15 protein-coding genes are annotated in these 18,761 nt (G+C 58.6%); 4 read left to right on the top strand and 11 right to left on the bottom strand.

The features are described from left to right. Positions 1 to 6: 6 nt before the first annotated feature. The 9 genes from E0486_RS04050 to E0486_RS04010 all read right to left on the bottom strand — a co-directional run bounded on the left by E0486_RS04050 (position 7) and on the right by E0486_RS04010 (position 11,847). Entirely contained in the window at positions 7 to 2,424 is a 2,418-nt protein-coding gene (locus tag E0486_RS04050) for a TonB-dependent receptor (RefSeq protein WP_131850862.1), read from the bottom strand. Positions 2,425 to 2,460: 36 nt separating this feature from the next. After that, entirely contained in the window at positions 2,461 to 2,991 is a 531-nt protein-coding gene (locus E0486_RS04045) for a hypothetical protein (RefSeq protein ID WP_131850861.1), read from the bottom strand. Positions 2,992 to 3,047: 56 nt separating this feature from the next. After that, positions 3,048 to 4,103: an oxygen-dependent tRNA uridine(34) hydroxylase TrhO gene (gene trhO / locus E0486_RS04040; protein ID WP_131850860.1), complete on the bottom strand. Its 1,056-nt coding sequence runs from the start codon at positions 4,101 to 4,103 to the stop codon at positions 3,048 to 3,050. 98 nt (positions 4,104 to 4,201) lie between these two features. Further along, positions 4,202 to 4,537, bottom strand: coding sequence for a hypothetical protein (locus E0486_RS04035; protein WP_131850859.1), 336 nt, complete (start codon positions 4,535 to 4,537; stop codon positions 4,202 to 4,204). A 33-nt stretch (positions 4,538 to 4,570) separates the two neighbouring features. Continuing rightward, a complete protein-coding gene (locus E0486_RS04030; protein WP_131850858.1) occupies positions 4,571 to 7,039 on the bottom strand; it encodes a DUF5686 and carboxypeptidase regulatory-like domain-containing protein in 2,469 nt (822 codons plus the stop codon). A 12-nt stretch (positions 7,040 to 7,051) separates the two neighbouring features. Beyond that, positions 7,052 to 7,414 carry a hypothetical protein gene (locus E0486_RS04025; RefSeq protein ID WP_131850857.1) on the bottom strand — a complete coding sequence of 121 codons (363 nt, stop codon included), beginning with the start codon at positions 7,412 to 7,414 and terminating at the stop codon, positions 7,052 to 7,054. Between the two features lie 7 nt (positions 7,415 to 7,421). Further along, entirely contained in the window at positions 7,422 to 9,860 is a 2,439-nt protein-coding gene (locus tag E0486_RS04020; protein WP_131850856.1) for a penicillin acylase family protein, read from the bottom strand. 162 nt (positions 9,861 to 10,022) lie between these two features. After that, positions 10,023 to 11,063 carry an RtcB family protein gene (locus E0486_RS04015; protein ID WP_131850855.1) on the bottom strand — a complete coding sequence of 347 codons (1,041 nt, stop codon included), beginning with the start codon at positions 11,061 to 11,063 and terminating at the stop codon, positions 10,023 to 10,025. Positions 11,064 to 11,190: 127 nt separating this feature from the next. Then, complete coding sequence (locus E0486_RS04010; RefSeq protein WP_131850854.1) at positions 11,191 to 11,847, bottom strand: protein-L-isoaspartate(D-aspartate) O-methyltransferase; 657 nt, start codon at positions 11,845 to 11,847, stop codon at positions 11,191 to 11,193. A 63-nt stretch (positions 11,848 to 11,910) separates the two neighbouring features. Here E0486_RS04010 and E0486_RS04005 point away from each other — a divergent pair, with 63 nt between their 5' ends. Both E0486_RS04005 and E0486_RS04000 read left to right on the top strand, forming a co-directional pair. Continuing rightward, on the top strand, positions 11,911 to 12,507 hold the full coding sequence (locus tag E0486_RS04005; protein WP_131850853.1) for a methyltransferase family protein: 597 nt from the start codon (positions 11,911 to 11,913) through the stop codon (positions 12,505 to 12,507). A 137-nt stretch (positions 12,508 to 12,644) separates the two neighbouring features. Continuing rightward, entirely contained in the window at positions 12,645 to 13,583 is a 939-nt protein-coding gene (locus E0486_RS04000) for a toxin-antitoxin system YwqK family antitoxin (protein WP_131850852.1), read from the top strand. A gap of 59 nt (positions 13,584 to 13,642) precedes the next feature. Here the strand turns inward: E0486_RS04000 and E0486_RS03995 are convergent, their stop codons facing one another. Next, positions 13,643 to 15,367 (bottom strand): phospho-sugar mutase, encoded by a 1,725-nt coding sequence (locus E0486_RS03995; protein ID WP_131850851.1) that lies wholly within the window; start codon positions 15,365 to 15,367, stop codon positions 13,643 to 13,645. Between the two features lie 86 nt (positions 15,368 to 15,453). On the opposite strand from E0486_RS03995, the gene E0486_RS03990 reads away from it, so the two are divergent. Then, positions 15,454 to 16,443: a DUF2279 domain-containing protein gene (locus E0486_RS03990; RefSeq protein ID WP_165917185.1), complete on the top strand. Its 990-nt coding sequence runs from the start codon at positions 15,454 to 15,456 to the stop codon at positions 16,441 to 16,443. Between the two features lie 325 nt (positions 16,444 to 16,768). Here the strand turns inward: E0486_RS03990 and E0486_RS03985 are convergent, their stop codons facing one another. Then, the gene (locus tag E0486_RS03985) at positions 16,769 to 17,278 is read right to left on the bottom strand and encodes a phosphoribosyltransferase family protein (protein ID WP_131850849.1); all 510 of its coding nucleotides are present in this window, start codon (positions 17,276 to 17,278) and stop codon (positions 16,769 to 16,771) included. 44 nt (positions 17,279 to 17,322) lie between these two features. Between E0486_RS03985 and E0486_RS03980 the strand changes: the two genes are divergently transcribed. Next, positions 17,323 to 18,666, top strand: a complete 1,344-nt coding sequence (locus E0486_RS03980) for a 4Fe-4S dicluster domain-containing protein (RefSeq protein WP_207906194.1) — start codon at positions 17,323 to 17,325, stop codon at positions 18,664 to 18,666. Positions 18,667 to 18,761: the final 95 nt, after the last annotated feature.

The following is an 18,761-nucleotide window of genomic DNA, read 5'->3' as shown; positions in this document are numbered from 1 at the left end:
TTTGCGTTAAAAATGATACTTAAGCGAGATGCTGCCAAACCACTGGGCATCGGTTGGTCCCGGAACATATGCATCCGGCAGCTGGTTGATGAATACCATGATATAGTGCTTTTCACCGGTCAGGTTGGACCCGCCGGCGAACGCATCCATACTGAGGTGCTGTCCGAAGGAATGACGGAAGCCCAACTTCGCGTTGAGCAGCCCGAATGCGGAGGCCCGCTGCGATTCCAGGTTGTCGGAGGTGAGGTATACGGCATCACGGTGCGCGTAGTACACGTTGGCGTAAAGACCGGGACGCGTTACCACATCCACACCCACATTGTAGATAACCGGCGGCAACCCGGCAACGCGCTTGCCGCTCCAATCGATGACACTGTCCTTGTTGTTGTTCGGCGCAACGCGGAAGCGCTCGAACTGGAAATCTTTATACCGTCCGTAGATCCACGTTACGTTGGCGAAGGGCGCCACCTGTGTAAAGAAACCCGAGGCATTCTGCACGGCATTCACGCGGATAGCAGCCTCAAGACCGTCCTGCACCTGGTTGCCGCCGTTGGTGACGTAGGTATAAGAGGTAGCAGCATTCGGGCCGGGCACCGCGTTCGTGGTCATCTTGTTCCGGAAGTCCGAATGGAAGTAGGTGAACTCATATTGCAGTCGTCCGCGCAAGAGCGAGCCCTTGGTGCCTACTTCTACCTGCTGTCCTTTCTCGGGCTCGAGGTTGACATTCACCTCGCCCGTTCCCACGGTACCGCTCACAAAGGGAATGTAGAAATACGAGCTGATCGGCGCCTTGTACCCCGTGCTGTACGAAGCAAACACCGAGTACTTCCCGGCGATCACCTTGTTGACGGCAAAGTGCGGCGCCCGGAGCCCGCTGTAATTTTTGCGGAACACGTCGGCAGGACGGTTGTTGGGCCGGTTGTTGGCGACGTTGAATTGCCGGTCGTTGAGCTCGATGAGCATCTGGCTCCAGCCCAATCCGGCGGTGAACGACCAGTCCTTAGGCAGGGCGAGCGTCCATTCTGAAAACAGGGAGTTGTTGCCGGTCTTCGTCGCCACATTACTGCGAATGGCGCCGATGCGGTTGTAGCCCGCCAGGTTAGCGCTGTCGGCCACCATCGGGTAGCCAAGGGTTTGCGCGCGCTGGTTGAGGGATTCCACGCCGCTGAGACCGGTGAGCGTCACATTTCTACCCAATGAAAAGCGTGTCTGGAAGGTGGAGCGCAGTCCGAAATTAACCGGCACCTTGTCGGTCCAGCCGCCGGCGGAGCTGGCGTCGTTCATCACGCCGCTGCCGAACAGCGTGGTCGTGTTATTCAGGTTTTTGGAGAACGCATAGGTGTGCGTAAAGCCCAGGCGGACGCTCAGCACGTGCGAATGCGCGTCGTTTTTGATATACGCCGGGTTGCCGGTGAAGTTGAGCGTGTCGTACTGGCCAATGGTCAACTCGCCGGCCCGCTGGTCGTAGCTGTTGCTGAAGCCGGCATACACACTCATCCCTTGCTTCTCGCTCGGGTTGAACTCGCCCACGAAGTTGACAAAGTCTTTACGGGATGCATTGTGCGGCATAAAGCCATTCGACTCCTGGTGCCCGTAGTTGAGCAGGATCGACGAGCGCTGGGTGCCGTGCTGGAACGTGGTCGTATAGCGCTCCAGCCCATTGCTGCCGAGGAGTAGCTGCTGCCCGACGGAGGACTTCCCGGCCTCCGGGCGCACGGTGCGGAGGTTAACGGCGCCGGCAATGGCCAGGCCATAGAGTGAGCCGGCCGGGCCTTTCACCACTTCCACGTTGCCGATCGAGCCGAAGTCGATGTCGTCGAGCACCGTGATGTTTTCTGCATCCGTTACCGGTATCCCGTTGAGGTAAACTTTCACTCCCTGTATGTCGAAGTTGGAAGAAACGCCGTTCCCACCCCGGGTGCCGTTGCCGTAGCCGCGGATGTTGATCGTTTGGCCCGAAGAAACCGCGCGGCGCTGCATCTGTACACCCGGTACGTTTGCATTGATGGCATCGTCGAGAAAAAGGCCGGTGCTGCGTTGCAGCTGCTGCGGAGCCAGCTTGGTGATGGACGAGGGCTGGTATAGCAGGTTCTTGTTCTGCGCCGAGGTAGCGGTGATCTCCACCTGGTTCAACAGGCCATCGTTGCGAACGAGACCAAGGGTCACATCATCGGCGCAGGTATACAGCATCGTTTCATACGGTGCATAGCCGACAAACGTTGCGGAGAAGCGGGAACCCGGCTTGCAGTCATAGGTAAAATAGCCTTTGGCATCAGTGGTCAGGCGAACGCCATTGACCAGGACGTTGGCTCCGGCGAGCGGCTCCTGCGTATCGTTATCGATTACCCGGCCCTTGCCGGTAGTTTGTGCAAAAGAAATAGTGGCGCAGGCCAGCAGGCCGGCGCTCAAAAGCAAATGCTTCATGAACAGTTGTTTGTTTCGGGAAAAAGTAGGGTTCGATCAGGAAAATGCAGGCTGCGTCCGCGGTGGCCGGCCCGGGCGCGATCGATAGGTTTGCGGCAGCAACTGCCGGCAACGGCGATTGTGTACGGAAAGGATGGTCGTTTCAGCCGGAATGGTTTCCAGGGTTGAAGGCGCCAGGTACGACATTCCCGAAAGCTTGAGCAGCAGTACCGAGGCGGGCAGGCCGCCACTCTTCCCTTGCTGTTGGCGAAAACCCGCTACCAGCACCGTCTCCCGGTCATCAGGGATCGCCTGGATCAGCGTTTTTTCGCCGGAGCGGCGCCGGCTGAGCACGTCGTACCGCTTCCCCTTCCATTCAAATTCCTGGCCGTTTTCCAGCCAATGAACCCGGGCGCTGTCGGTTGCTGAAAAAGAGAAAACCGCAACCGATGCGGGCCTGGTGCCCTCGGCGATAGCCGTACGCATCTCGGTGCGCAGCTCCGCCAACCGCAGCTCGAAAAAGAGCGAGCGGCCACCCAGCGTCAACAGCAGGAGCAGTACACAGCAAAAAGCAAGGAGGCGGCGCATTCTGCGCAAAATAAGCAAAAAGGCCCGGGGTGGGCCTTTGAATGATTCGTAATTCCTTATTCTTCCAGCTTGCGCCCCAGTTCCCGGAGCTTCGGGCGCAGTCTGGCTTTCGACTTGTGAAAGATATTGTGTTCTTTCTCGAGTCCCTTGCGCCGCTCCAGCTGTTGTTCGCGGGGAAGCAGCGTAAACTCCTGGCACTCGCGGCTGCAGCAATTTGCATACTGCGCCTGGCATTCCGGGCACTGGATAAACAGCAGGTGGCAGGCCTCGTTGACGCAATTGGTATGCGTATCGGCCGGCTTGCCGCACTGGTGGCAATGAGCGATCACTTCTTCGGTAATGCGCTCGCCGAGGCGGTTGTCGAAAACGAAGTTCTTGCCGTGAAATTTGCTCTCCAGGCCTTTTTCGCGGATCTGGTTGGCGTAGTGTATGATGCCGCCTTCGAGGTGATACACCTTTTTAAACCCGCGGTGGAGCATATAGGCGCTGGCCTTTTCACAGCGGATACCGCCGGTGCAATACATCACGATCGTCTTGTTTTCCTGCCCTTCCAGCATATCCGCCGCCATCGGCAGCTGCTCGCGAAAGGTGTCGGAAGGCACTTCCAGCGCTTTCTCGAAATGCCCGACCTCGTATTCGTAGTGGTTACGCATATCCACTACCACCGTATCGGGATTGTCGATGATGCGGTTGAAGTCTTCGGCGGCGATATAATCCCCACGCCGGCTCATGTCGAATGCCGGGTCATCGATCCCGTCGGCAACGATCTTTTCCTTCACTTTGATGCGGAGTACCCAGAACGACTTCCCGTCATCGTCCACGGCTACATTGAGGCGCAGCCCGTTGAGCGGACCGATGGAATAGAGATAGTCGCGCAGGGCGCTGAATCTGGATTCCGGTACACTGACCTGCGCATTGATGCCCTCCGCCGCCACGTAAATGCGACCGAACACCTGTAGGGTGTTCAGCTGCAGGTACAGCTCATCGCGGAAAGCCTGCGGGTCGGCTACCGGGAAATAACAATAGAAAGAAATCGTGCTGCGTGGCTCGGTTTCGGCGAGCATGCGTTGCTTCAGCTCCTCGTTGGAGACGCGGTTGTGTAGTACGGGCATAGTTTCAAACTTTCAGGACACTTGCAGGGTGAACAAAGCTTGTTCCGCGGGGCGGAAACGCCGCAAAGATAACACTTCCGGCCGGCAGCGCGCGCCTCTTAACGGTTTGTTACGAGCAGGTAGATGACGGCGGCGATCAGTACGATCAGGGCCAGCACCGGGAACGTAAAGGCCAGGATCAGGACAATCAGCCCAAGCAGGATGTACAGGAGCGTGCGCGTGGAGAGGCCGCTGTCGCGGCGAAAGAAGGAACGCAGCTGCGCCTTCGCCAGCAACCACAACGCGCGGCGTTTGAGGCGGCGCATTTTCCGACGGCTGAGCTGGGCGGCATATACGCTCAGCACCATGGCGGCCAGCAGCGAAGGCGTCTGGGTGGAAATGGCGGGTGTTGGTGTTGGTGCCGCGGGTTGCAGCATGGTGTGGCTAAGGGACATAGGTTGAAGGTTTGCCGCAAAACTACGACTTCCTTATCGCCGTCCAAATAACCCGGACGAAAATCCAAGACGAAAATCGTGTCGGCGGATGCCATTGTCTTCAAAGCCCATAATATAATCGAACCGGAAGATCCGCAGGATGTTCTCCAGGCCTACGAACGGCTCGAAATACGTGCGCCCCGGCGCATAGTGAAGGGCGTTGGCGCCGGCAACGAGGTTCCACTTCAGGTTGCGGATCACCGGGATCTTATTGGTGAGCAGGCCATTGAAATGGTGCTCGAAAAAGAGGGCCGTGTAAAACTTGCTCGCGTTGCTGAAATAGTAGGGCGTCACCAGCTGGAAGCGGCCGGCATACGACTCGCTGAAGCGCGTGGCGTTTCCTTTAAAATGAATGTAGTCGGGCGATTGCAGCGAATCCTTGTTGAGGAAGCCGCCCAGCTGGAATTGGTAATTCATGCGTCCGCCGAGGCGGAGGTTGATGCTGTGGGCGACACCGAAATTCCATTTGCTATACTGCACGTCGCCTCCCATCGGCCCCTGGAGGGCCTGTATGAAATTGACCGAAAATACCGGGTAGCGCGAGCCGATGCTGATCCGGCGATTCGGGAACTCCACGTAGCGCGTGCCCGGTTGCCAGCGAAGTCCGGCCGACAGGATAAAGGCTTGATGCCGCGTGATGTTGCTGTCGGTGAACGGATCGGGAAAGTTCGGTGTGAACAGCCGCTCCTTGTTGTCGCGTAACACGTAGTCGGACGTGTTCTCCAGCGGGATCCGGTCCTGGTATTGAAGGCCCACATTGGCGAGGAAACCATCTTCCAGCCCCTGCTCGTAATTGAGCCGCAGGAAACGGGCCTCATAGATCTTCAGGCGGTTGATATTGTCCCAAAGCGTGGTAAACGTGTTGAGAAATTCGCTGACGGGTTTGTCGTTGTTGAACTGGAACACGTCGGAGCCACCTGCTACCGTGATGCTCCGGAAGCGCTTCTGCCCGAAGCGGTAGTTGAGCGTCAGGTTCGGGTTGAGGTGCTGGTTGCTGAACCCGTACCGAACCTCGGGAGTGATGCTGAACGAACGACGGCTCATGCTGAACGTATCCAGCCGCTTGGTGTAGGTGGCTCTTGCGTCGACCACGAAACCTTCCACCGTGTTGTAGCTGAAGGTGCCCAGCAGCGGGAAGACATAAAGCGAGGTGCGCTTTTTTTCGCGGCTGAAGGTCTGGCCGGTCAATACAAGACTTTGCAGGGAAATCTTGTTGCGCACGCGGTCCAGCGAATCGAGGTAGGCTGGTGAGTTGTGCAGCTTTTCCAGGCTGTCTTTTTTACGATAGTCTTCCACTTCCTCGCGCTCGAGCGAGATGGGCCGTGTCTGCGCCCAATAATCTTCGGTCTTCTTGTTCGAGGAGTCCGTGTAGCGCAGGATCGTATTGTCGAAATAGCCTTTCGGGAAATCGGGGTTCAGGTTGTAATCGGAATAGACATTTGCGAAGGAGCCAAAGCCGTCGAAGCCGAACATCTTGATGGTGGGATAAACCACCTGGCTGCGCAGCACCCAGGGGCCGGTGCCGGAAGGCACATACAGTTGCTGGATCCGCAGCGTATCAAGGGTTTGCAGGCCGTAGGCCTTTACGGTCACCAGCTCGAGCGAATGGATGCGCCACTCGTCTTCCACGATGTTCACATATCCCTGAAACAGGGGCTCGAACTTGCGGCGCGGAATCACGAGGATATGATTCACCATCTTGCCGTTCTCCATGAACGAGCCCTCGTATTTATACTTATAGTAATGCAGGGCATTGTCGGAGATGGGCGAGATAAAGCCGCGCGGCGACAGGCCCGTGCCCACCGTCACCAGGTTGTCGTAAACCGAAAACATGCGCGGTGCGCTGAGGCCGAAGCCATCCGACTGTCCGCTCACCTTGGTGGCGAGCACTTCCACTTTCGACTGCCGCGGCAGCTCCACCGAGTAGCGGGCAACGGTTTCCGACAGGTACAGCATTTTGCGCTTGCTCGTGTCGCCGTCTTCGAAGTCGACCTTTTGGCCCATGAACTTTTTCGGAAAATCGCGGAGGCGGAACTGGCCTTTTGTATACACCTGTGTCGTAAACCGTTTCAATTCGTCGCGGTAGACCGGCCGTTTGCGAATGGCCTGGCGGATGATCTCGTAGGCGGCATCCTCGCCTTTTTTTACGATGACCTCACTTAGTGTCAGTTGCTGTTGTGGCAGCTGAAAGTGCAGCTCCAGGTCTTCCTTGCCCAGGGTGATCGTTTTTTCCTGCTGCTGGTAACCCACATGCTGGCAGGTGATGGTGTATTCACCCGGCGTCAGGCGCAGCAAGAAAACGCCCTGCGCGTTGGCCGTAGCCCCGATGCCGCTGCCCTTTACCTGGATGGATGAATACGGCAGCAGCTGCCCCTGCTGATCGGTGACCTTACCGGTTACTTTCTGTGCCTGCACGGCAAAGCCGGCCAGCAACAGGAGGAGGGTTGCAAGAATTGAACGCATAAACAGTGTTGGTTAAATACCGGCTTTGGTCACCGGCGTTGCGCGCAGCGAAGCCCCGCTCAGGGCCGCCAGTCCGCCAACGATCCCGCCCACCAGCCCGGTGACCAGGAGCAGCAATACCGACGATTGACCCAGGTGAAGCAGCTCTGCGACGCGTTGCGAAAGTAATTGTTCATTCCGGGTATCCAGCCACAGGGCCAGCAGGAACCATAGCAAAAAAATTCCTAAAAATCCGGACAGGAAGGCGCGCAGGAGGCGTTGGGGCACGAAGGCGCCAACGCCGAAAGCGACAAACGCGAGGCTGTACCAGGGCAAGTAACGGCCGGCAATAAACGAAAGAAGAGCGATCAGCAATACAGAAACCAGGAAGCGCATAGAACGGTTATGAAGGTTTGAAGGTCATTTTCCAGCGAACGCGACGGTCGGAGGCTTCCGACTCGGCCATCAGCCACAGCGTGTAGTATTTGCCCCGCGCCCAGTCGTCGGTGAAGTTGTCGTAAAAGCGGCTGCCCGGGTTGCCGCTCTGGCCGCCGGGATAAATGCCGTATGCGACCGTCGGTGTTGACAACTGGATTACCTGCCTCCAGCTGGGACCGTGGTATTGTGTGATGGCATTCGGCGTAGCGTTGCTGCCGCCCACGTCCAGCTTCTTGTGCCAGAACGGTAAGAAGCTGTCGCGCAGCAAGTGCCGGATGGCGGCTTTCTTCTGATGCATCCAGGGCAGCTCTGAGCTCTTGAGAAGCTGCAAGGCCGCCGTTGCATGCTGAAAAGACAGCAGCACCTGCCGCACCAGCGTTTCCTTTTCAGGTGTTCGGATATCGTCCACAAAAGGAGCTTCGGGATTGCGCAACAGTGCTTCGATCATCGTTTGTTCGTCGGGCCAGGTGGTTGGACCCTGCACCCGTGCGAGTTCATCGCCGATCAGCGCGTTTTTCAGCGTATCCAGAAACGTGTGGTAGATCGTGGGTGTGTTGGAGGGGCCGCGTTCGTAAAAATCCCATCCGGCCAGTTCGTCGTAAAATGCATTGGCGCGGGCATTAAGCTGGCCACGGTCGAGGAACTGAAGAAAGAAGGGAACGGCATCCTGCGCCAGGCTGTTGAAGGTGCTTTGCTGCAGGGCCATCATCGTTTCCGGCGTGGCGCCCTGCGCTGCTTGCAGCGTGTTGTAGATCGTAATGCCCCTCGGTGTGATATAATTGCCGGGAATGAAATACGGGTAGGTGTTGTCCGTGGGGCGTTGGTTGGCACTTTGCACAAATCCGCTGTCCTGGTGCACGTGCGGGTTTTCTTCTTCCGGGATAAATCCCTGCCAGGCATAGCTGTCGTCTTCCCCCGGCATTACGTAGAGCCCCTGCCCTTCCCAGCGCGCGGGAAACTTGCCTTGCTGCCAGATGGCGATATCACCCTTCTTGCTGGCGAAGATCACATTCTGCCCCGGCGTCTTCAGCAGGCTGATCGCGCGGCGGTAGTCGTCGTAGTTTTTAGCCCGGTTCAACCCGAAAAAGAGCGCGCCTTCGTTGGAGCCTTCCTGCGCGGTCCACCGGCAGGCCAGGGCTTCGTTGCCGGGCAACTCGCTTTCAAAAGAGGCATCGTAGAGCACGGGGCCGAAAACGGTATAGGCGATGGTATCGTGAACGGTTGCGCCGCCCGCCACGCGGATCTCCTCCATGCGCAGCTGCGCGGCTGTCCATTGTCCTTGGTACCAATACTCCTTTCTGGAGCGGTCGCGGAAGCGGATGCGGTAATAGTCGCGCACGTCGCGCATGGCGTTGGTGGTGCCGAAGGCGATGCTGTCGTTGAAGCCCATGATCACGCTGGGTGCGCCGGGAAAGGTGCATCCATAGACGTTCATCGTAGGTGTATGCAGCTGCATTTCGAACCAGATGGAGGGCAGCGTGAGGTTCAGGTGCGGGTCGTTGCACAGGATCGGCGCCCCGCTTGCAGTCTTGTTTCCGGCAAGTGCCCAGTTGTTCGATCCGTTCTCGCGTGGCGGTTGCGGAATGGGATGGACGCGCAGCGAGCTGTCGTTGCCGAAATAAGCGGAATCGGCACCGGCGGGCTTCACCGGTACGATGCCCGGGGCGGCGAAGGCCGTCCCTTTCGGCACGATCGGCATCGATGAATCGGAAAGGTCGCCGTACAGCATACGCATCTGGGCCAGGTCAAGCACGGAACGCTCGTTGGTAAACTCGAGGTCGCGCTCGGTACCTGCGAGGTCTTTGGCCATGGCCTTCGTGAACAGCGCCGTTTTCAGGTTGCTCCAGCGCTCCGGCTTGTAGCCGAGGATCTTGTACTCCAGCGGAAGCTGCGCAGCCGTCATTCCTTCGATCCAGGCATTGACACCGGCCGTATAGGCATCGAAATATTTCTTGCCTTCGGCATCGGCTTCCATGGCCTGCAGGGTCTTTTCAGCCCCGGACACCATGCCCAGGCGACGCTGGCCACGATCATATTTCAGTAGGGCCGGGTTCTCGCCCACGATCTCCGACAGGCGGCCGGCGGCCGCCATGGTCTGGAACTCCATCTGCCAGAGGCGGAATTTCGCATGCAGGTATCCCTGTACAAAATAGGCGTCCTCCTCCTGCTCGGCAAAAACGTGCGGCACCAGGCGGTCGTCTATATATACATTGGTCCTGCCTTTCAGTCCCGGCAGGGTAACGTTGGCGTTGTAATCGAAATCGGCGGGCTCGGCGTTTTGCCAGAAACCCTGTTGCGGGCTCAAGAAGGCGCCCATGGCGGGCGCCTGGCCCCACTTCCGGTTCAGCGCCAACACGAGCGCCACCGTGGCGAGCGTGGAAACAACAAAAGGAACGATTCGCATAAGTCAGTGTTCGCCGACAAGATAAGCAGAGTTTGGCGCTTCGGCCGCGCTCAGCGCCACAAACAACGGTGCAGCACACATGTCAAAGGCCGAAATGGGAGTACCGGACGGCGAAACCGTGCGGGCGCAACAGGAAGATCCCCGCGCGAAGGCGGGGATCTTTTACATACCGGTGTTTTTTACCGTCAGCATCGGGCGGGTTTCATCCACTTTAAGGAGCTGTGGCTGTGTAGCCAGCAGCTCCGCCGAATCTTTGTAGGCGAAATCGAACTCCTGCAGGATGCTGCTGTCGAACGCGCCGCGGCGGTTCAGCAACTCCGGGAAGCGGGCCCGGTAGGCGTCTTTGTCCGACTTTTTCAGCGAATACCAATGCTTCAGCGTGTCGGTGCGGCTCAGCCGGCGACCGGCACCATGAGCGCTGCTGTGCAAAGACGCTTCCAACGCAGCGTGCCAGGTGTTTGCCCGCACGATCAGCGAGCCGCGGCTCATGGACAGGGGTATGACCACTTCCCCGGCTCCCGTTAATTGGGTGCTGCCCTTCCGGTGGATGACTCCTGCTTCGGTAAACTCCAGCAGGTTGTGCTGGCTATCGGCCCAGGTGAACGATCCGCCGGCGAGGTAGTTGTTTCTGTCGAGGAAAGCAAAGGCCTTTTCAACAAATTCACGGCGACGCGCGGTCGCATACTGCAAAACGCGGTCGTAGACGCTCCGCCATCCGGCGCTTGCGTATTCGACCGGAAGCCAATCCTGTCCCGGGTTGTGCTGTTGCAAAAGGGCCACGGCTTCCTGGTACAGGTGAATGCCCAGGTTGCGGCTGCCGGTATGCACGATCACGTAGAAATACTGGTCCGATTCCTCCAGCGACAGGAAGTGGTTTCCGCCGCCGAGACCTTCATCGGTCATGCCGTGTACTGCGCGCTCAAAGGCCCGGTAGTGGCGCATTTTATCGAATGGACGCCTGAGGTCCTTCTTCGGAATACGCCCGTAGGCAACGCCGCAGCCGGTATCTTTCCCAGTTACGAGTGGAAAAAATACATCCGTGGTCCGGAAGGCCACACCCACGGGTATCGAGCGTTCGGAGCAATAATGAATGTCGGGAAAGACGGCGATCCTTTGAATCGCCGGTTGCGCCTCGAACCGGCGCAGGGACTGCAAGGCGTTCTGCTCCACGCCGCTGCGGTCCGTAAAGTAGCTCGTTTTCATAACGACTTCTTTAGGAATGAAAAAAGGGAGCGCGCCAGGGAGCAGCCGCTGGAGGCGCGCTTGTCAACAGTCTCAGCAAAGACCGGGGCAAAAGTACTGAACGGTAACGAAGGGCCTATACCTCGAATTAACCATTTTTCCCTTCCAGCATGGGCACAAAGCTGAACTTGTCGTAGGTCTCTTCTTTGATACTTCCGTCTTCCTGCTTGATGATCCGCTTCATCACCTGGATGTCGCCTTCACCTGCCGGGATGACCATGATGCCACCGGGCTTCATTTGCTCCACCAGTTTGGGCGGGATAAAAGGCGCTGCTGCGGTGATCAGCACGCGGTCGAAGGGACCATAAGTGGGCAATCCTTCAAAGCCATCACCGTAGAAGAATTTGATATTCGGGTATTTGCGCAGGAAGGTAAACTGCTTCGTTGCTTCAAACAGAGATTTCTGGCGCTCGATGGTGAATACCTGCACACCGAGTTCTGCGAGTACAGAAGCCTGGTAGGCGCTGCCGGTTCCGATCTCCAGCACCCGCTGGAAAGGCTTGACGTCGAGCAGCTGCGTCTGGTAGGCAACGGTATAGGGCTGCGAGATCGTTTGTCCGGCGGTGATCGGGAAAGCGCGGTCTTCATACGCTACTTCGTCAAAAGCGGAATCCAGGAAATAATGACGCGGGATCTTGTTGATCGCTTCGAGTACGGCCTCATTCTGGATACCTTTCGAACGCAGCAACTCCACCAGCTTTTTACGCAGTCCCATGTGCCGATACGTATCCTCAAACTTCCTCATGGCACAAAGATAGCAGCACTGGTAAAGGTGGCCTTGTGCCGAGCTCAACAATATTTTCTGACAATGCTGCAAAACCATATCCTGCTGGGCTTCTTCTGGACCCTGTACGGCGTTTTCCACAGTGTGCTGGCAAGCGGTCGGCTCAAGCGTGCGCTCTTTGCCCGGCTACCCGCGCTACGCCCCTATTACCGCAGTACCTATGTAGCGTTCGCCTTCCTCAGCCTTGTAGCGGTGCTGTGGTTCCAGCTGCGCCTTCGCTCGCCCTTGCTGCTGGGGCCGCTCTGGCGCATTCCGGGAGGCCTGCTGGCCATTACCGGCACCACGCTGATGGGCATCTGCATCCGGAAGTACTTCCTGAGCCTGAGCGGGCTCCGGAGCCTCGTGCAGCACAGCGAGGTGCCCAATGAGCTGCGTATCGATGGGGTGCACCGCTATGTGCGCCACCCGCTGTACCTGGGCACCTTCCTCGCCATCTGGGGCCTCTTTGGTTTGTTTCCCTACGCCTCCCTGCTGGTGATGAACGTCGTGGTGCACGGCTATACCCTGTTGGCCCTTCGCTACGAGGAAGCCAAGCTCCGGCTCGAGTTTGGTGCTGCCTACGAGCAATATGCCCGGAGGGTACCGCGGGTATGGCCGGCACCCGGCCGCCGAGCCGGATGAACTTTTTATTGCGCGACTTTCCCTAACTTTAGAAAACCTGAAAAGGGATTGTAAAGAACTAAGTCCATCCTTTACGTGTGAAGTGCCCCCGGCGGGGCACTTTTCCATTTGCGCCCGATGCAATAATTTCGCGGCTCATGAACCGCCAACTGCTTATCCTCCTGCTTGCCCTGGGCAGCAGCCTGACCTCCGGTGCGCAAGAGCTCCGCACTTTCCACTTCAACGAACAAATGCAGGTCGTCAGCGACAGCACGGCCCCGATTACCGGTGTGGGCCGCCAGCAGGGCGAACACTGGGAACTGCTGCTCCTGGACGCTGCCAGCGGCAACAAGATCCTGCATGGCTTTTTCGACAGCAGCCTGCAGGTGCTGGACGGCCCCTGCACCTTTTTTCACGACAACGGTGTGAAGAGCCAGCAAGGGTACTACATCCACAGCCAGGAAGCGGGCTGGTGGCGCTACTGGAACGAAGACAGCCAGCGCACCGATTCGATCCTGTACGAAAACGGCGCGCCCCGCGCTACCTACACCTGGGAATATGCCGCAAGCGGCTACCTGCTGCGCTTTTCGGGCACCGACACGGCGGGCCGGAAAGAAAACCGTACTTATTCTCCGGAGGGCGTCGTGCTGTTTGAATCCAGCATCGAAGGCAAGGCCGCGGAAATGCGGGGCTACGCCGCCACCGGTGCGCTGGAATATGAATACATCAGCGATGCTTCCGGCAAGGTTCTGAAAGATACCCGGAGCGCGTACATCAAGAAAAAGATGGAGGAAGCGGGTGCGTCGCAAGGCAACGGTGAGCCCGAATACATCGGCGGCAGGCGCGCCTTCAACGAATACCTGTTCGGAGCGCTGCACTACCGTGCCGACAATCTCAAAAGCGAAACCGACACCTACAACATTACCATCCGGATCGAATTCGACCTGACGGAAAAAGGTGTGGCCAAAAATATCCGGACCTCCGACCTCCCCGACCCGATCATCTTCCAGCGGATCCAGGGCGCGCTGCGCCGGATGAGCCCCTGGGATATGAAAGGGCACAAGTCCTTTCATATCGTCCTGAGCGTTACGCTGTAACCGCAGCAAATGACAAAAGCCGGGCACAGGCCCGGCTTTTGCTATTTCGATCGGGGTGCTTACACGCCCAGGTCTTTCACGATCGCGTCGATCTTTCCTTCCAGCCCGCCGTATACTTCGTCGAACTGCCCGGCGGAGGCCAGCGGTGCTTTCACGCTGAAATAGAACTTGATCTTCGGCTCCGTTCCCGAGGGGCGGGCGCTCACCTTGCTGCCGTCTTCGAGCACAAACTGCAGCACGTTCGACTTCGGAAGCGTGATGGGCGTGGTGCCGCCCGATGCGAGGTCGGTAGCCACCTGTTTCTGGTAGTCGAGGAGCTGCGCCACTTTCACGCCGCCCAGCGATTGCGGCGGGTTGTTGCGGAAGCGCTCCATCATATCGGCGATCTCCTGCTGCCCGTTCATGCCCTTGCGGGTGATCGAGATGAGGTGCTCGCGGTAGCAGCCGTATTGCACGTACAGGTCGATGAGCTTTCCGAAAAGTGAGCGGCCTTTGTTCTTTTCATAGGCGGCCATCTCGCAAAGCAGGGCCACGGCGGAAACGGCGTCTTTGTCGCGGATCTGGTCGCCGATCATGAGACCGTAGCTTTCTTCGCCGCCGATGATGTAGTGCTCCTGCCCTTCCTTGCCGCGAATGAGTTCCGCGATCCATTTGAAGCCGGTGAGCACGTTGTAGCATTTCACCTGCAAGGCGTCCGCGATTGCGTCGATCATGTTGGTGGTCACGATGGTTTTCACGACCATGTCGTTCGGCTGAGCAATGCCCTTTTCGCGGCGGCTTTCCATCATGTAGTTGAACGCCAGCACGGCGGTCTGGTTGCCGTTCAGCAGCACCCAGTTGCCGTGGTGATCTTTTACACCCACCCCCACGCGGTCGGCATCGGGGTCGGTGCCGCAGAGGATGTCGGCATCGAGTTCCTGCGCTTTTTTCAGACCGATGCTCATGGCCTCGGCTTCTTCGGGGTTCGGGTACACCACCGTCGGGAAGTTGCCGTCGGGTGTGGCCTGCTCCTCCACGATGTGCACGTTGCGGAAACCGAAGTCGGCGAGCACCTGCGGCACCATCTTGATACCCGTACCATGGATGGATGTATAAACGATCTTCAGGTCCGACTGCGCGGCAATGGCTTCGGGGTACACGCTAAGGCTTTTCACCATCTGGCGGTAGGCGGCATCGAGCTCGGCGCCGATGCTGGTGATGTTGTGCTCACCACCGCTCCATTTAACGTCCGAAACGGAGGCGATCGCCTCTACTTCGGTGATCACATTTTTATCGTGCGGGGGCACCAGCTGGCCGCCGTCGGTCCAGTAGGCCTTGTAGCCATTGTATTCTTTCGGGTTGTGCGAGGCCGTGCACACTACGCCGCCTTTGCAACCAAGGTGGCGGATGGCGAACGAGAGCTCCGGCGTCGGGCGCAGTTCCTCGAAAAGAAAGACCTTGATGCCGTTGGCGCCAAACACGTTGGCGACCGTTTCGGCGAAAAAGCGGCTGTTGTTGCGGCAGTCGTGTGCGATGGCCACGCGTACTTCCTCGTTGGGAAAGCTTTTCTTCAGGTAGTTGGCGTAGCCCTGCGTGGCCATGCCTACCGTGTATTTGTTCATACGGTTGGTGCCGATGCCCATGATGCCGCGGAGGCCACCGGTGCCGAATTCGAGGTTGCGGTAAAAGGCGTCAGCCAGTTCGTCGGGATGCGACGCCTGGAGGTCGCGGATGGCCGCTTTCGTTTCGTCGTCAAAGGCGCCGTCAAGCCAGGATTGTACTTTCTTTTCTATAGCTGCATCCATATTCCGTGGGTTTTCGTTTAACCGGTATGTAAAGAGCCGGTAAAGGTACCGGCTGCTGCGAATTTACAGGTATGTACATTTGGTGCGTGAAGAAGTTATGGTTCGTCTTTTTCAGCTTGCTGCTCCAGGCAGCGAAGGCACAGGATACGGCACTGGCGCCGCTCAAAGGGCGCGTTGGTGCGGTAGCGGTGGAGTCGCACCGGTTTACCGCGGCGCAGATGGTGGCGGCGAAGCCTGCCACGAACGCGTATCCCGGACGCAAATGGATCGTGGACGGTATGGGCGTGGGCATCTACGGTGGCATGCTGGCCGGCCTCAGCCAGGCCTGGTACAAAGATTATCCCCGCTCCCCTTTTCACAGCTTCAACGACGTGGCCGAATGGCAGCAAATGGACAAGGCCGGGCATGCCTGGGCGGTGTACTCGATGAGCCATATCGGCTTCGGGCTCTGGCGCTGGTCGGGGTATAGCAACAGGGGCGCAACGCTGCTGGCTGCCGGCTCCGGGCTGGCCTTCATGCTGGGCATCGAATACCTCGACGGCCGCTCCTCGGAATGGGGCTGGAGCTGGGGCGACGCCGGTGCCGACCTGTTCGGCGCGGCCCTCTTTGCGGGGCAGCAACTGACCTGGAAGGAACAAAAGATCCGGCTCAAATTTTCTTCGCACGTCTACGATTACCCGGCTGAACTGAAAGAACGGGCCCGCGCACTTTACGGAACGTCACTGCCCAACAAATTGCTGAAAGACTACAACGCCCAAACCTACTGGCTTTCCTTCCCGCTTCCGAAGGCCTGGAACCTGCCGAAGTGGCTCCGGCTATCGGTTGGCTATGGAGCCGACGGGATGTACGGCGGCTTCGACAACACGGCCACCAAAGACGGCGCCCTGACGTTCGACCGGCGCGACATCAGGCGCTACCGCCAGTGGTACCTCGCACCCGATATCGACCTGACGCAGATCCGCACGAGGAGCAAGCTGCTGCGCAGCATCTTTTATTCGGTAAACATCCTCAAGTTCCCGGCGCCGGCACTGGAATTCTCCAACGGCTCGGTAAAAGGCCACTGGCTGCATTTTTAGCCGGCATTCAGCCTGCGTTGCAAGCCTGATGTCTTTGCGAGCCCCGTAGACGCCGGGCAGCGTAAAACAGCCGGCGCCCCGCGTCAAACGGTTCGCGACAGGCACGAAATCGTTGCCGGCCCGCAGCAAACAGATGCCGACTTGCATCAAACAGCCGCCGACCTGCAATAACGTCATGCCGACCCGCACCAAACAGGTGCCGACTTGCACCAAACAGGCGCCGACCTGCAATAACGTCACGCCGGCTGTCGCAAAATGCACCAACAGGGGTATTTTGCGACAACGGTAAGACCCGATGCGGTGGATGGGCATGCGCCGTCCGTCCTCAATGCAAAAAAGCGCCGGTAATCGTTTGGCCATCCGTTTCCACCGTTATGTGTTCCTGCAAGGTGGTCGACACGGACAATCCTACAAAATCCGGTTGCACCGCAAAGAGCTTGTGCGCGCGCTCAACGAGCACGAGGGTGCGGATGGCGCGGGGCTGGAATTCGAGCAGCGGCCGTAAGGCGTAGAGCAGCGTCTTGCCGGTGTTCGATACATCGTCCACGAGCAGCACCACGCGGCCCTCGAGCGGGATCGCCGGGTCGAGGCGGGCATCGAGCGGCGCTTTTTTGTTGATGCGCACCGTGCCGGTAGTTACGGGCACCGGGAGAATGGTGGCCAGCTCCTGCGCCAGCTGCGTGGCCACGATGGTGCCGTTGCCCTCTATGCCGAGCAGCACGAGGCTTTCGGCATCCACGTGCTGCTCGGCCACTTCGAAAGCCATACGACGAATGCGGCGCGTTGCGGCGTCGGCGGAAAGGATCGAATTCTTTGCAGCAATATCGGCAGCCATCTGTTACTTTTACGGCGGTTAAATTAGCTTAAAAAGAATCTCCGATGGTGCAGCTTTTCCAGCAACTCTTGTTCGTGCTTCTCGCCGCCGCAGCCGTTTGGATCTTCGCCCGAAAGGTAACGACGATCCGGCGGAACATCAACCTGGGTCGCGAGGAAGACCTCAAAGACAACCCCGGCGCCCGCTGGCGCAATATGCTGCTGCTGGCCTTCGGGCAAAAGCGGATGTTCGACAAGCCGATGGTGGCCTTCCTGCATTTCATCGTGTACGCCGGCTTCGTCATCATCAACGTAGAAATTCTCGAGATCGTGCTCGACGGCATCTTCGGCACGCACCGCCTGTTTGCCCCCTGGCTCGGCGGCTTCTACAGCTTCGTCATCAACTTCTTTGAATTCCTGGCCTTCTCGGTACTGGCAGCCTGCGTCGTGTTCCTCCTCCGCCGCAACGTGGTCCGCGTGAAGCGCCTCAACATGAAAGAACTGGCCGGCTGGCCCCGCAGCGACGCCAACTACATCCTCACGTTCGAGATCGTGCTGATGTCGCTGTTCCTCCTCATGAACGCGGCCGACAAGTCGCTGCAGCTGCAGCAATACGGGCACTACCGCGACGTGCAGACGAACTTCTGGATCTCCGGCATCATCACGCCGCTGTTTCAGAACCTGAGTGTCGGCACGCTGCTGGTCATCGAGCGCGGCGCCTGGTGGCTGCACATCGCAGGCATCTTCGTGTTTCTCAACTACCTCCCCTATTCCAAGCACCTGCACATCATCCTGGCCTTTCCCAACACGTATTTCGCCCGCCTGAAGCCGCAGGCGCAGATGGTCAACATGCCCGAGATCCAGCGCGAGGTGCTCTACGCCATGGATCCCGGCGCCGCTGCCAACGCCCCGGCCGAAGAAGGCCATAAGCGTTTCGGCGCCAAGGATGTGCCCGATCTTACGTGGAAGAACCTGCTCGACGCCTATACCTGCACCGAGTGCGGACGCTGCACGCAGGCCTGCCCCGCCAACCAGACCGGCAAGCTGCTTTCCCCGCGGAAGATCATGATGGATACCCGCGACCGCATGGAAGAGATCGGCGCCCATACGGCCGCGAACGGCGGAACGTTCCAGGACGACGGCAAGAGCCTCCTCCACGATTACATCAGCACCGAGGAACTCTGGGCCTGCACCTCCTGCCAGGCCTGCGTGCAGGTGTGCCCCGTACTCATCGACCCGCTCCACATCATCAACCAGCTGAAGCGCTACCTCGCCCTGGAAGAATCCAACCAGCCCGGCGAATGGAACGCGATGTACAGCAACGTGGAGAACAACTTCGCGCCCTGGAAATTCAGTCCCGACGACCGTGCGAACTGGGCGCTGGAGCTGAATGAGCAGCAGGGGGCGTGAGGCGTGAGGCGTCAGGCGTCAGGCGTGAGGCGTGAGCGCTGACGCCTGTAGCGAAAGAAAGGATGCCTAAGGCATCCTTTCTTTATTTCCGGACA

It is taken from the genome of Flaviaesturariibacter aridisoli, assembly GCF_004343705.1.
GTDB classification, from domain to species: Bacteria; Bacteroidota; Bacteroidia; order Chitinophagales; family Chitinophagaceae; genus Flavisolibacter; species Flavisolibacter aridisoli.
This window is presented reverse-complemented; position numbering and strand designations above follow the sequence as displayed.